This is a genomic window from Anaerococcus sp. HMSC068A02 (assembly GCF_001811125.1).
GTDB classification, from domain to species: Bacteria; Bacillota; Clostridia; order Tissierellales; family Peptoniphilaceae; genus Anaerococcus; species Anaerococcus vaginalis_C.
In genome coordinates this window covers 64,571-80,018 of the sequence record NZ_KV803771.1, presented here as the reverse complement: position 1 = coordinate 80,018, position 15,448 = coordinate 64,571, and the positions used below count along the sequence as shown (strand labels likewise).

The window sequence follows — 15,448 nt, the reverse complement described above, 5'->3', positions numbered from 1 at the left end:
TGATTTGTATAAAGAGATAGAGGATAAGGTTAAGAAATATTTTGATGATATTTTGTAATATAAGAAAAGACGAACTTTAATTAAAGTGAGACCGTGTAAAATTTTGTGTATAAAACCTCCTGATTAGGGTAAAGAAAAACTAATCAGGAGGAATTTTTATGCCAAGAAAAAACAACATAGTAGTAAAAAAAGCAGTATACATTGCCCTAGCCTACAACCTAAAAAACTTTAAAGAAATACTAGGTGTGTACCCAAAAGGCATACTATGGGTAGGAGAAAATGAATAAAGTTAATGTTAGCTCTTAGTAATAAATGGACTAAAAGAAAGAGGATTAGAAGATGTATTAATAGTATCAACAGATAAACTTCCAGGATTTAGCCGCCATAGAAGCAGTATATCAAAAAGCAGAAATCCACCCAAAAAGCGTTGGGACAATCATGTATAATCCACCAAATAAGAAACTCAACAAAGTATGTATCCTACAAAGACATAAAAGAATTAATGAAAGACCTAAAAGCAGTATACAAAGCATCAACAGAAGACTTAGCCTTAACAAATTTAGGAATCTTTGAAGAAAAATGGAGTAAAAAATATCCAATGTGTGTAAGCTCATGGAAAAACAACTGGACAGAACTATCCACATATTTTAAATATCCAGAAGGAATAAGAAAACTAATATATACAACAAATGCCATGGAAAACTTCAATAGACAACTAAGAAAAGTTACTAAAAACAAAACCATATTTCCAAATGACTATGCCCTACAAAAAAGCTTGTACCTTGCAATGGTAGATGCCTCAAGTAAATGGACAAGTGGAATACATGGTTTGGATCAAATCCTATCCCAATTATCAATATTTTTTGAAGGGAGGTTCTAAAAATTAAAACAGAGAAATGATGTAAAATCAGCTGCAAATTTTCATGAAAAATTGACAGTTTACTAAAGTTGTGTAAAATTAAGACAAACGTCATTCCTATAGGAATGGACAAACAATGATACAAAAAAATGTATCAACCTTTACCATTTTACAGGATTTAGGTTGATACACAAAATTATTTACAGGTCCAAAAATAATAGTCTTTTGCATTATTTTAAATTTCAGATTCTTCATCTACTAATATAGATTTTTGTTCTTTTTGTGCCATTCCTACCTTTTCTGAAACTTTTCTAGCAAAATCAAATTTATTTAAGTCAATATTTGAATCATCTAATAAATCAAAATAAAACTGTGAAACATCATCGTCATCTAAGATCCATCCAACCTGTGAGTTTTCATAAACACATTTACATAATTCTTCGATTTGTGCTTCTGTCCACCCAGAGTATTCTTTAAGCATTGCTATTATACAATGTGTAGATATAAAGTTAGGGCTTACTTTTAATTCATTAATCAATTTACCTTTCTTATTTTCTGTTTCCAGGACTATATCATGTTCGCTTAAAAAATCTACTAAATTAGTGTAGAGCTTTATATTACCATTCTTTTTACTTTTCCGTTCCTTTTCTAAGAATGGATTGATCCTTTTTGAATCAATTACAGAGCTATAATCTTTATCAGCGCTTATAATAACAATATCCTCATAATCAGGAATATTTTTTAACAACGCCTCCCAATTTATTGCATCACCATACTTATTATCTTTTCCTGGAGGATTTCCAATTCTATAACGATTATAAGCCAAATCTACTACATCATCACAAGGAATCAAATCATAATCATCGAAAAATTCAGATATTGTTTTATCAGCAGGGAGATTATTATTTGCAATATCATCCTCAATCTTTTCCTTCCATTTTTTATGACTTTTTTTAATATTTTCCATTTCTTTTTTGAAAGTATTAAATTCATCATATCCTTTAGTAAATGCTGGATATACTGGTGCTTTAACTTCAAATTCTTTAATCGCACTCATTATCTTATTTTCTCTATTTCTAATTATTTCATCATGAACTTGTTTTGTGATTATTAAATTAATACTTTTTCCTATACGATCTTTCAATTTTTCAAATTGATACAAATCGTCTTTTGTAAAATGATATAATGAAAGCCATATATTAGTGTCAATAAATAAATTTTTCATTTTATCTCCTCTTATATTACCATATTAAAATAAACTTATAAAGCTTATATATATTTATTAATTTTCAACTTTATTAAATAGAAATAAATGCTAGTTCTTTGTTTGACTTGAATGCTAAGATATAATATCTTTTTTTTCTTTAAATTCAATTATAAATTTTTCTGGATCCACTAGCATATACTTATTTTTATATTCATCATTAGGATTTTTAATTTTATTATCATTAATTTCCTTTTTACATTTACATTCTTCATTGCTAGTTTGTTTTTCTGATTTTACATCATCACTATTAGTTTCTGAGCTATTTTTTTTAAATAAATCCTTTAAATACTCTCTTTTAACAACTAAAAACTTACCGTTTTTTTCGCTTAATTTAACTAAATATTTATTATCATTTAAATTATATGTATCCATTACATCTTTATTTATCGGATATAGGACTTCGTATTTTGTTAAATTTTTTGGATTAACAGGCTCAATACTTGCAATATTAATTATATTAATAATAAACAATATAAAAACAACTATAATTACTGGGATTATTGATTTAACTTTTATCCCATCTTTCTTATATTTATAAATCCATAAATAATTACCTATTAATACAATTAATATGCATAACATTAAACATATCATTATTACTAAGTAACGGGATTTGAAAAAATTAATTGAAAAAATAAATATTATATAGAATGCTAAAATAAATATAAATGCTGAGAATAAAAAATATTCAAATTCACTTTGAAATTCTTTTTTGTTTTCCGAAAAATTTCCACCTAAAAATGGTATTAAAAGCCCAAATCCAATAATAATGAATAAAAACAATAATATAGTTTCAAAATTTGTTTTAAACTCAAAAAAGTAGGTTTTAGGTATCTTATATATTTCTTCACACTTTACTGAATAATTATATTTATATAAAAAAGTTGCTCCACCTAATATAATTGGTAAAAGAACTATTAACTTTTCTAATGCAGAAAATATTGGATAATTTTTATTTTTTTCTTCATTACTCATGACTCATCTCCTTATAAAAAAACGCCTAAAGAAATTAATCTCTAGGCGCTTTCTCTATAATTTTAATTTTATTCTTTAGCCCTTACAAATTTTACTCCAACTCCTATCATTAGTAGGCCTAGTAGTAGGATTAGGTAGATTGTTGCGTCGCCGGTTTTTGCCATGGCGTCTACTCTTTTGCTTAATCTGTTGTTTCCTCCTTTTGGGCCTGGGGTTGTTGGTTTGTAGTTTTTAACTTTTATTGTTTTGTTTGATGAAGTTTCTCCAATTGTAAAATCTACTGCGTCTAATTCTGGAACGTAGCCTTGTGGGGCTTTTGTTTCTATTAGTCTGTAGTCGCCGTAAGGGAGATTTTTTGTTTTAAATTCTCCGTTTTCGCCACTTGTTAGGGTGTAGACTTTTCCGTTTTCTTCCAAGTCTTTGTAGCCATCTTTGGTTTTTTCTTGAACCTTAAAGATAGCACCTTTAAGTGGATCGTTGTTAGTTCCGTCGATTTTTTGGAATGAGAAATAATTTTCTGGTTTGTCTTTTTCGTTTAAAAGCTCAATACTTCCTGATCTTTTAAATTCACTTTCTTTTCCGACGTTTTTTTCATAACCTTTTAGAGGTTTTGTTTCTTTGAACTTTACCTCTTCTTCTAAGCCAAATAATTTAATTTGACCTTTTTGGTCTGTGAAAATTTCTGTTATCTTCCCATTTGGAGAGTAGGTCAATTGTTCATTGTCCTTGTCATCTTTAACTTTGTTAAATTTAAGAATCTCGCCCTTTTTATTTATCACATTAAAACCAACTCCAGAAAGGACTTTTGTTGTGTCATCCTTGTCCCTTTTTGTAAGAGTTAGGGTATCAGGAGCTTTTTTTGGATAAATTGTGAGAGGATTTTCAGTGTTTTCGTCAATGATTGCTAGGAAAGGAATATATGGTCTTGATGGATCATTTGATCTATATCTTAAAAGATATACGCCCTTTTCCAAGCCTTCAATTAAAGCAAAAACCATCCCATTATTTTCTTCTAACTTGTTAGAATATTTCATCTCTCCCAAATCTTTTGAAATTTCCTCATCATACTTGTCCTTATAAGAATTTATAAGCTCAAGCTGTTTTTCTGGTTTTTCGATATTTTCGATTTTACCATCAGGTACTTTCCAATAATCAACATAGTCAACTACGATTTGTTTGGAATTTTCATCGGTATAATTTGTATTAATTCTTAGGCTATTTCCGCTTTCAGCATAAGCCAAAAGAGGAGCAACTAGCTGTAATATTACCATAAGAAATATGGAAGATATTAAATTTTTATTGAACTTTTTCATAGTAACTCCTCTATTTAGTTAATATTATGCTTGTTCTTTGTTAGCTTTCATTTTGTAAGCTGCAAGTCCCATAATCATAAGACCAGCTACTACAAAGATGATTGAACCGATTCCACCTGTTTGTGGGATTGTTACTTTCTTATTTTCGATTTGCTTAAATCCTTTTGCATCTTCAAGTTTTCCAGCTTTAAGCTCAGTAACACCTGTTGAACCTTCAGCTATTGTAAAGTCGACTGGTGCTGTAAGTTTAGCATATCCATCTGGTTGTTTTGTTTCTACTAATTTGTATGCACCTGGCATTAAACCAGTTACTTTGAAGTATCCATCATCTGTACCAGATTTAAATACGTAAGCACCTGTGTGTTCATCTGTATCGTCAATCCATTTCCATTGAGTATTAACTTTTACATATGCTGCATCTCTTTTTGCTTTTAATGGAGCAATTTCAGTATCAGCTTTTCCTTCTTTTACAGCGTCTTTATATGCTTTTTCAGCTGCTTGGTATGCTTCTTTACCAACTTTTGTAAATTCAACTTTATTTTTTTCGTTGATTACTTTGAGTATAGAATTTGGATCGGCAATATTGATTGTTATTCCATCTCCGATTACTTTTCCATCTTCTGTAACAAGTTGTCCTCTTGCATTTTTAAGCTCTTTGTCATTTTTATCTAATACAGCTTTTAATATAGCTATAACTTTTCCAGGATTTTGTGTATCATTTACAAATAATAGTTTGTATTTATTTGATGATAGCTTATATCCTTCTGGTGCTTTTTCTTCTTCTAGAAGATAAGTCTTACCAGTTTTGATTCCATTTACATCAAACTTATAGATTCCAGCATTTGAATCTTTTGCAAGGTCAATAGTTGTTCTAAATACATCCTTATCGTCTTCTGTGTTGGTTAGTTTTAAGTGTAACTTACCTTTTGTGATGTTGTTGAATACTTTTCTACCATTTGAATCTGTTAGGAATCCTTTGGTTAGGTAGAAGTATTGTTGTTTTTCATCGTTTTTAACGTAGAAATTGCCAGCTCCATCTGTATCTACTTCTGTATTTCTATTTCTAGTAAAGATATATGAGAACTCTTGGGTTTTATCTACCAATACATTTTCGCCGCTATTGGCATCCTTTTTCATTTCATAGAATTTCTTCTTTAGCTTGTAGTTATCAGTTTCGTCTTCGTAGACTTGGATAACTATTTGCCTTGTCATTTGTTTGAAGCCATCTGGCGCTTGAGTTTCTATTATTGTATAGATACCTTTGGATAGGTTATTAACTTCAAATGTACCATCGGTTTCTATGAGCTCATAAGGTGGTGATGATGAGTTTCCATTTTTCGCTGCTTCTTTATCATCTGGATTATCAGAGTTTTTGAGCATTACGAATTTGGTTTCTTTGGCAATTATATCTTTGTTTGGATTTACCTTCTTCCACTTCAAATCAACTGTGGTTTTGGTATTTGTTAGGATGTAAGAAAATTCGCCAACTGTTTTTTGTTCCAAATTGCTCTTTGTATCAAATTTATTATTGATATAGGTTGTGTAATAATTATCTTTTTCTTTATTTGGTTTTTTATCATGATTTGCGTATTCTTCGTAGTATTTTTTCTCAAATTTTTTGTCATAGATAACTTGTAGACCATTTTCAGTTTTTACAACTTTTATTATCCACCTATCTTGAACAGCCTTACTGTCGTAGCCTTCTGGCTTGTCGGTTTCTCTTAGTTCATAGATTCCTTCGCCAAGTGTATCGAATGTAACTGAACCAGAATTTTGAGAACGTGCGCTTTTGTTGTAGGTGTAAGTTGCACTTGATACTGCATCATTTGTATAGTCATAAGCTTTACTATCAAATGTTTGTCTTAACTTTTTGAAGTTGAAATATACGTCTGGAAGTACATTTCCATCTTGGTCTTGTTTTTTAAATACGAATCTAGTTTTTTTGTAGTTTGCAACCTTGATGTCTTTTGGATTGCCTTTATCATCAAGTTGTGGAGTATTTTTACCATCTGTTTCATTTTCTGGCGTAAATCTAATCGACGCATCGTGGTCTTCAAATACTATTTTTAGTTTGTAAGTTTTTGGATCTTGAACTACTCTAAAATACCATGGATCAGGTTTTATAAATTTCTCCAAAGCTCTTGTTTCTTGTAGTTTGTACCTACCAACGCCAAGATTTTTGAAAGTGAATTTTGAACCTGCGTAAGCATATAGAGGTTGATCATATCCGCCAGGGATTGGCTTTCCATCTTCATCAACTTGGGTTACCCTAAAGTCTGATGAATCTACCGCAATATCTTTTCCTTCCTTATCTTTTACACCTTCGATTTTTTGGAATTTGAAGTCGATGTGATCTTTGTTGTTAAATACAATATCCAAGTCTCCATCGTGATCTTTTTGGAAATGTAATCCAGGATTTTCTACTTCTACATATTTTCCATTTTGTTTTTCATAAGCCTTGATAACTTGCTTCCAATAACCTTTTTCATCGGCTTTGAAAGTGATAGCTAGGAATTTATCTTCTAGCTTATAACCAGCTGATGGCTTTGTTTCTTTGAGGATATAAGTACCTTGTTCTAGATTAGAGAAAAGAACTTGTGTATCCTTCTTTGATGTCTTTTTGACACCGTTGATAGTTTCATCATAGCCTTCTGGTTTGATAAACTTATCATATTCTTTGCCATCATCAGCCTTTTCTTTTTCGTTAAGATTTTCGTATTTTGGATTTCCTTCATTATCAAATGTTAGATTGCCATCTCCATCGAGTTTTGCTCTTCTTAAAATAAAATCTGCTCCATCTATATTTTGATAGGTCGCAAGGTCTTTTTTGTAGAAGCCTAGCTCTGTTGTTTTGAGGAAGTTTGTAACTCTAACATCGTCGATACCCTTGTATGGAGCATCTGGTCTTGCTGGGTCTGACCTGTGGTCGTCCTTGATGATTTGAGTGAATTTATCATACTCATTATCGCCAAGCTTAATACCTTTGATTGGTTTACCTAGAAGCTCTTTTCTATCTTTTTTTGGTATTGCCCATCTTGCATCTTCTACATTTTCTGGCAAGGTTTCAGTAAATTGGAATTCTATTTTCATGTAGTCATCGTCAGATGGTTTTTTGTAGTTTCCATTAGCATCTTTTGCGACTTCTACCTTGAAATACCATTTCTTGTCATTGCCATTTTCATCTTTAGGAAGTCTATAAGCTCCACTTGGTGCTTTGATTTCTGTTAGCTCATAGAGACCTGGCGACAATTCTCTGAAGTAGTTATCTCCTGGAAGACCAGTCGCTTCTGATACACCATCAAATTCCTCATTACCATATACAGGAGGTTTTTCATCAATAATTTGATCACTCTTTAGAAGCTTTCTAGCTCTAAATTGTGCACCTGTAAGCACACCACCATTTTCATTTACCTTGGTAATTCTTAGAGGAATCCTAAATCCAGTTTCGTCTTTATTGAAGATGTCCATGGTGTTACCATTAGCTATATTTAAACTTACGGTATCTTTAGCATCTGCTATTGATTTGCTATCAATTGTGTAATTAGATACATTTGGAAGTGCCCAATCTTTGGCAAATTTATCTTCTCTAGTATAGACAAGTCTATAGTTTTTGCTAGAATCAAGCTTGGTATTAAATTGTACCTTGCCTGCGTTTATAGCGTTTATAGTTTCTAAAGCTGTTAGCTTGCCTTCTTCAAATAGTTCTAGTTTACCAGGGGAATCAGCACCTGGAGCTTGTGCATTTCCATTAACAGAGCCAGAGTAAGTGAAGTTGACCTCTAGATTTTTTTCACCCTCACTTGGTGTTGTAGAATCTTCTACGAATGTAGCACTAACTGTTACATCTGATGCTGGCATTGTAAATTCGTTGCCTTTAACAGCTACAGGTTTACCATTTGCTGTTACGACATAATTGCCAAATTTATATCCTTGGGCAGGAGTTGCTGATAATTTGATAGTTTCGCCTTCTTTTGCGGATGTTGGAGTCGCATTAACTTTTCCGCCTTTTTGTGGCTGAACTAATATTACATTATGAGAATCTGGAGTTACATCATCCCATACTGGTTTTATTGTTACATTGTCATTTATTTTTATAACATTGCCTGGCTGTTTTTCTTCTCCATTTACATCCCATGCCTTAAAGATCTTGCCATCTGGAGGTGTAAATCCATTTTCTGGTAATGTGTAATCTTGTCCTGGTTTAACATTTACAGAAGCCATTGAGCCAGTTCCACCGTTAGGATCAAATCTAACAGTATATTCTTGACTAGTAGGCTCAAACTCTGCATTAACTGATACGGTTCCTGGTGGCATTGTGAATTGATTATTGCTAACTTCAACTGTTTTACCATTATCATAAGTGACTGTAAGAGTTTTTAGCTTATAACCAGCTTGTGGCTTTACTTCTAAAGTAACTTTATCATCAGTTTTAGCTGTTGGATTACCACTTACAGTTCCGCCTGTTGAACTGTTATATTTGATATTATAGGTTTTTGCTACAAAGTTAGCGGATATTGTTACATCATCTTGTGGCATTATAAACCATTCGCCATTATTGATTTTTACATCAGCGCCACCTGCAGTCTTAACTGTAGGATTTCCCACGACTTCATAACCCTCATTTGGTGTTACTGATTTTATATCAACTCGTGATCCGCTCTTTTGATGTTGATAAGGTTCGGTACGAATCTCTCCATGGTCATCATTATAGATTATCTTATATGCTTCAGTCTTTCTTACTATTGGAGAGTCGAAATTATGGGCACCAAGCACAACATTATTAAACAATTTGTAGTTTCTATTAATACCTAATTTTTGTACACTTTTTACTTTGAATTCTATACTTGCTGTTTGACCTTTCAATATGAATGGTTCGCCAGATTTTAGATTTATACCTGTACTACTATATCCTGCATGCCAATTTTCTTGTTCTTCTTCACTATTAGCTGGTGTTTTCCAAGACTTATCTGAACCTTCTACAATACTAAAATACATATTATTAAATGGAATTTTAACATTGGTAACATTCTGATCTACATTTGTATTATTTGTCATATCTATTCTTACATAGAATACCTCGTTACCTTCATGTCGTGCCGTAGTGGTTATATCTAGTCCCCTAACTTTTACATTTGTCTTTGTATTTGAGATAATATATGATTCAGTAGGGGTAGCTTGTTGAGCTTGTGGGTTAATCTCCTCAGCAATTTCTAGTCCATCTGAGAAAGGTTGTGACATTAGTCTATTAAATTGTAACGGTTCTGATATATCAAGTCCTGCCATTTGTAGTCTTGGGCTCATTTCTGGGTTTGTGATTGAGCTTATTGATTGGATTCCTTGATTTAAGGTTTCTGGGTCGAATTTTTTATCTGACCTGTATGTTCTTCCTTTATTATCTACATATACATACCACTCATCGGTTGTTTTTTCGTAACCTGCAGGTCCTCTAAATTCTTGTAGAACATAGTAGCCTGGTTTGAGGTTGTCGAAGGTTACTATACCTTGGTTTGCTGGAAGAGTTGATGGGTCTTCACCAATTCTAAATCTCTTACCATCTTTATCTACTGCATAACTAACTTCTTTTCCATCTTTGCTTTTGAAATTTTTGTAACCAACTACCCCTAATTTATTTAGGTCTTCTTGGCTCATTGTTTTAGCTTTTTCTTCAGTTAGGTATAAGATTATCGGATTACCTGGAGTTACTTTTTGGATATATTCTTTTGCGTAACCGCCTGGGTTCATCTCGATATTGAATTTGTTATCTGCAGTATAGAGTCTAAAGTAAGCACGTCTTAGACCAACAATCTTAGGATTGTCTTTGCCTATTGTTACAAGTTTTCCATTTTTATCAACATAGGAAATTGCATTACCAGTTTTTCTGATTGAGAATTTACCAAGTTGCTCGCCTTCTCTAAAGTCGATTACACCTTTGAAGATAGAATGGGCACCTGTATCTGCGTTGGTGTTAGGGTCTCTTACTATTACCTTCATCTCACCAACGTTGGTTATGGCTTCTGCCTCTACCTTAAGTAGAATGTCGTTTGCAACATTGTATCCTTCTGGAGGATTTGTTTCTCTTAGGACATAATACTTACCAAATTCTAATCCCTTTAGGTGGAAGAATCCATCTTCAGCTTGGGTTATACCAGTTTGTATTGGTTGTATTTTACCATCTACTTTTTTACCAATTATTGCTCCGTAGTAGTCTGAGCTATAAAGGTCGAAGCTTACTGGCTTATTATCTTTGCCTGGAATTTGCTTTTTGTATTCTTCTTTGTGGACAATAGGTTTGCCATCTTTATCTAGTTTGATTTTTCCATCTTCATCTTTTTCTAGTTCGCCTAGGTATTTTGTAAACTGAATGTCAATTTTTCTAGGCTTGTTTGTTAGTTCGTAGACTGACTCATCATTTAGATTTATCTTCTTTTCTCCACTGCCGTCTTTTTTGACTTCATAGACTGTTTTTACAAGCTCGCCATTTACTTCGCGAACTTCTATTCTCCAATATGAATCTAGTACTTGGTAACCATAAGGAGCTTGGATTTCTGTTAGCTTGTAGTTACCTTCGACTAATTTATCAAAACGGAAGTAGCCTTTTTCGTTTTCTTTGCCGCCGTCTTTTTTGATAGAATCTGATGTCAAATCTTTTAGGTAGGTTGATCCATCTTTGGTCCAGAGTGATTCTAATCTAAATCTAGCATCTGTAAGGCCTTGCTTTTCTTCGCCATTTTGTATTTCTCTAATTTTCCTAAATTCTATCTCAGTTTCTTTTGGATAGTTTCTTACAATTGTTAAGTCACCATCTTTTTCCTTAGGAGCATTCTCTCCTACAAAATGTAAAACTACTTTATTTTTTCCAGCAACTGTTTCTTCTTTTGCTTCAAGAATATAAAGTGGGGCTTTTTGGTAGCCTGCTGGTACTTTTGTTTCTTCTAGGATATAGTAGCCTTTTGGAATTTGTTCAAATTTGAACTCTCCATAATATCCTTTAGATGTTTGTCTGTAAGTATCATCGTATTTAATTTTAGTCGGATCTTTTATTTGAGTTTTTACATCATCAAGGGAGTTTGCTGTTACTTTTCTTAGTGTAAATTCTGCTCCGTTTAGTTTTGCAAATTCATTTTTCTTTACAAATTCTAAATCGCCTAGGTTATCTTGGATATTTGTTAATTTAACTTTGACTTTGTTGTCTTTGTCAACTTCTACCAAGTTTTTGCCCTCAGCAGATTTTGGAATATCTTTGTCTTTTATTATTACTTCTGTTTTGTAGCCGTCGTTTACATGAATTTCTGGTAAGCTTTTGAATTTGTATGGACCTTTATCTTCATTTACTAGGCTTCTTTTTACTTGAATTTCGAATTCTTTGATTGGCTCATATCCTGATGGAGCTTCTTCTTGAACTATATAATAACCTGGTTTTAAATATAATTTTTCGTTATTATCTTTTTGGGAAGTCCATTTTACTTTTTCATTTGTGTATTTGTTGATAAAAGTAAATTTTGCTCCTTCAAGTTTTGTCTTGCCATCATTTGTATATTTGTCAATTTCAAGTGGTTCTGTAATACGACCTGTGATTAGCTCTTGGTATTGTCCTTCTTTGGTGTGGCTGTAGAAAACTAATTGAACTGTGTTTGCTTTATCTTTGTTCCAATCAGAACCTTTTTTGTAAGATGCAATGACTTTCTTTAATAATTCATTAGCCATCTCATATTGAGTGTTTTTTACGATTGGGTAGTTTTTGATAGTTGTTTCATTATCTTTTAATTTTCTAAGACCTTCGTAAGTATTATGATTTTTCTTCTCTCCATCGAAATAATCACCTGTCCAACTACCGTCAGGATTTTTACTACCTGTTAAGGTGTGATTAAATTTCCATGAATCATCGTTGTAGCCTTTAGGAGAATCGAAAAAGTCCTCACTTATGCTTATGCCATCTGTGAAATGATGGAGTACTCTTTGGTACATAGAGTTTTCGATGAGCCTGTGCATTACTTCGCCATTAGTTTCGCTTCCAATTAAGTCGTTGAATTTACCTAGGGTATATTCTTTTTTAACTTGTTCACCATAGAAATAAATTCTTTTCATCAAATCTTCCATGGCTTGACCTTGGCTCATTCCGTTTGGATTTAATACGATACCATCGTCTGTTGGTGTTCCATTTAAGTGGTTAACAAGTCTATAATTTCCTTTAGGATTTCCTACAATTTCGTTAAGTCTTGATATTAAATAATCTCCTGATGGATCTTCGTGTATATCAAGAAATATTCCGTCGCTACCCTTAAATGAAGGATCTGGAGTACCTTTGTTGAAACATTGTACCATATCAAAGTTTTTGTTAATACGCATTATTGGATATGGATTTTCTAGGTAGGCTAGGTATTTATCTGTTAGGTCTTTGTTGGAAACTTTTTTTGTAAATAAGTTTATACGTCCACCAGTAGTTGTTTCTCCTACTAGATTGTTTACTTTTTTCTCTTTGATATTTGCTTCGAAACGATAAGTATCATCTCTTGTACCTTTTTGGTCTTCATATTCATAAGAGATTAAAGTTCCTGGATAAAAATCTCCATATTCTGTTACAACTTCGCTAATTTGTGGAGTTCTTTTATAAAGTCCATTTTCTAGTGGGACATAGTAGAACACTTTTGGATTAATTGGTTTGCTTGGTGTATTATTTATTAAAAAATTAGGATAGTTAAAGGCTTGATCTGGTTTTTCGCCAAGTCTTAATAAATCTAGGGCGTACCAGTCTACCAAATTATCTGACTGTCTTTTTGCATAGATTGTTCTTGATGAATCGTAGTAAAGATTCTCGCTTGTAAAGTTGTCCCTTTCGGTACTTTTTGCAGGAATCATTGTTTCTACTAGGTTAAATGGAAGTTTTGAAAATTCTTTTGCTTGTTCAGCTCCCTTCATCCATTTGATGATTGCTGGAAGCTTGTTATATTCTTCTATAAATTCGTCAAGCATTTTTTTGATGTAATTGCCATCTGGATTTATTCTTAGACCTATAGAATAATAATCGTGTAGACGATTTTTGTTTACTTCAGCTTTTACTCTAATAAATAATTTTTCTCCAAGAGCATTTTTAGCTATTGAAGTGTTTTTTTGTAGAATTTCTCCCAATCTTGATGATGAAATATAATTACGTGTATCGTCAAGATCAAACTTATTTGTTGATGCCTTAAACTTGAAATTATTTAAACCTTGTTCTGCTCCTGCAAATATAGAAACATTTAGATTATTAAAGTCAAGATTCTTATCTTTTAGGGAAGCTGTGTCCACTTCTATGTTCCATTCCACAGTTGGATTTGTACCACCATAATATTGTTGTTCGGATGTCCAATTTAGTTGGAATGGATAATGTTTTGCTTCACTTTGTCCTTGGCTTACAACATTGTAAGAACTTTCTACAGGATTTTTGTCATTTATAGTTACATGTTTAGTTGGCATTGATTGGATTGGGTTGTTTTTTGGTGCAACCTTGATGTCAATGTCAATTTCTGTTTGTCTTCCAATATTAGCTAAATCAAAACCCAAGTATTGGTTTACTGTTAATTTAGTATTTTTTGTAACACTTGTTTGGAAAACATACCTTATTGTGTGTTTTGCTTTATCATATACTGGACTTGCTATTAGTCTGTTACCATCATACAAATCATTCCAAGCTTGACCGATGTCATCTTTTAGATATGGTCCAAGTTGAACATCAAAATACCAACCTTGAGGTATAGGATTTGCTGGAGATGCTTTGACATTCATTTCAAGATTTAGGTGGAAAAGTTTTCCATCCCATGAATTTGATGGGACTTTTCTTGGCAACTGTCTAAGCATATTTGCCCTAAAATTTTCATTCCTATCTTTTTCTACTAGAGCTTTTATTGCAGAATCATTTTCTGCCATTAATTTTTCTTGATTAGCTAATGACAAATTATATTTTTCGCCAAGTTCTGTAAGAAGTTTTTGTATATCTTCGATTGAATTATTTTTATCTTCCAAAGCCTCTTTTAATTCTTTGTTGGCTTTTTCAAAATTTGCATTTTCTTCTTTTTGTTTTTCTTCTTGGGCTTTCTTTTCTTCTTCTGCCTTTTTCTTTTCTTCTTCTTTAGCTTTTTCTTCTTCTGCCTTTTTTTCTTCTTCGGCTTTTCTTTCTTCTTCAGCTTTTCTTTCTTCTTCAGCTTTTTTTTCAGCCTCTTTTTGTGCCTTTTCTTCTTCAGCTTGTTTTCTTTCTTCTTTATAAGCATTCAAGCTATTTAAATCATTTTTCAAAGAATTGGTGTCATAAAGATTTTTCTTATCTTCATTAATAAGGGCAAATATATCTCCCTCATTTTTTATATTCCAATTTCCTTGCTCATCTTGTTCAAACAAATTGTAATTAGGGTCAGGGGATATATTTTTAATAAATTCTAAATTGAATACTAATTTATCTTGGTTGAGTAATTTTTGATTTCCATTTTCATTAAAATCAAAATCGTCTAATATTTTAAAGTCTATGTATGAATAATTTTCTCCATAAAAATTATCTTTTTTGCCTTGTTCAAGATTTTCCATCTCATTTTTTGTAAGGATTTTATATCCTTGGTCTTCTTTGATGATTTCAAGATCAAGATCAAGACCTTGCAAGTTTAGCATATCTTTTATACGCCAATATTCCTTGCTGGCATCTTCATTTGTTTGGAAAATTTTATCCTCATAAAGCTTGAGGTCATTTCTTTTTACAAGTCTAAAGCTTGAACTTGTAGAAGGAAGACCTACTGCAATAGAAAATTTGCTTTCATCCTTATCTACCTTTTTCTTATCATAAATTTTTTGGGAATTTGTGATAGATAAGTAAGCATCTTCGTTCGTTTCAAGATTTTCAATGTTTTTTATAGTATTTGGTTCAAGCTCTTCAGCCTTCGACCTCGTAGCAAAAGCTGGTAGCATAACTTGCAATACCATAAAAAGTGCGATTGCAAATGATGTCAATTTTCTTAATAACCTTTTCATAAGAACTCCTCAAGGGCAATTTTATGTTTTTTTTTTTTTTTT

6 protein-coding genes are annotated in these 15,448 nt (G+C 32.1%); 2 read left to right on the top strand and 4 right to left on the bottom strand.

Annotated features, from left to right (window positions below; translation table 11 throughout):
- Positions 1–158: 158 nt before the first annotated feature.
- Together HMPREF2782_RS09730 and HMPREF2782_RS09725 are read left to right on the top strand one after the other, a co-directional pair.
- Positions 159–287 (top strand): hypothetical protein, encoded by a 129-nt coding sequence (locus HMPREF2782_RS09730; protein WP_261668786.1) that lies wholly within the window; start codon positions 159–161, stop codon positions 285–287.
- A 140-nt stretch (positions 288–427) separates the two neighbouring features.
- Positions 428–880, top strand: a complete 453-nt coding sequence (locus HMPREF2782_RS09725; RefSeq protein WP_261668784.1) for a transposase — start codon at positions 428–430, stop codon at positions 878–880.
- A gap of 214 nt (positions 881–1,094) precedes the next feature.
- On the opposite strand, the gene HMPREF2782_RS07545 is transcribed toward HMPREF2782_RS09725, so the two are convergent.
- The 4 genes from HMPREF2782_RS07545 to HMPREF2782_RS09720 form a co-directional block, all read right to left on the bottom strand.
- Complete coding sequence (locus tag HMPREF2782_RS07545) at positions 1,095–2,084, bottom strand: PIN domain-containing protein (RefSeq protein WP_070641967.1); 990 nt, start codon at positions 2,082–2,084, stop codon at positions 1,095–1,097.
- Positions 2,085–2,198: 114 nt separating this feature from the next.
- Entirely contained in the window at positions 2,199–3,101 is a 903-nt protein-coding gene (locus HMPREF2782_RS07540) for a hypothetical protein (RefSeq protein WP_070641965.1), read from the bottom strand.
- A gap of 68 nt (positions 3,102–3,169) precedes the next feature.
- Positions 3,170–4,414: an MSCRAMM family protein gene (locus HMPREF2782_RS07535; protein ID WP_070641963.1), complete on the bottom strand. Its 1,245-nt coding sequence runs from the start codon at positions 4,412–4,414 to the stop codon at positions 3,170–3,172.
- 24 nt (positions 4,415–4,438) lie between these two features.
- Positions 4,439–15,406 (bottom strand): SpaA isopeptide-forming pilin-related protein, encoded by a 10,968-nt coding sequence (locus tag HMPREF2782_RS09720; RefSeq protein ID WP_186821665.1) that lies wholly within the window; start codon positions 15,404–15,406, stop codon positions 4,439–4,441.
- Positions 15,407–15,448: the final 42 nt, after the last annotated feature.

Bases quoted from the DNA above. Each gene is read 5' to 3' on its own strand.
- HMPREF2782_RS09730 (WP_261668786.1), top strand. From the start codon at position 159: ATGCCAAGAAAAAACAACATAGTAGTAAAAAAAGCAGTATACATTGCC.
- HMPREF2782_RS07545 (WP_070641967.1), bottom strand. From the start codon at position 2,084: ATGAAAAATTTATTTATTGACACTAATATATGGCTTTCATTATATCAT.
- HMPREF2782_RS07540 (WP_070641965.1), bottom strand. From the start codon at position 3,101: ATGAGTAATGAAGAAAAAAATAAAAATTATCCAATATTTTCTGCATTA.
- HMPREF2782_RS07535 (WP_070641963.1), bottom strand. From the start codon at position 4,414: ATGAAAAAGTTCAATAAAAATTTAATATCTTCCATATTTCTTATGGTA.
- HMPREF2782_RS09720 (WP_186821665.1), bottom strand. From the start codon at position 15,406: ATGAAAAGGTTATTAAGAAAATTGACATCATTTGCAATCGCACTTTTT.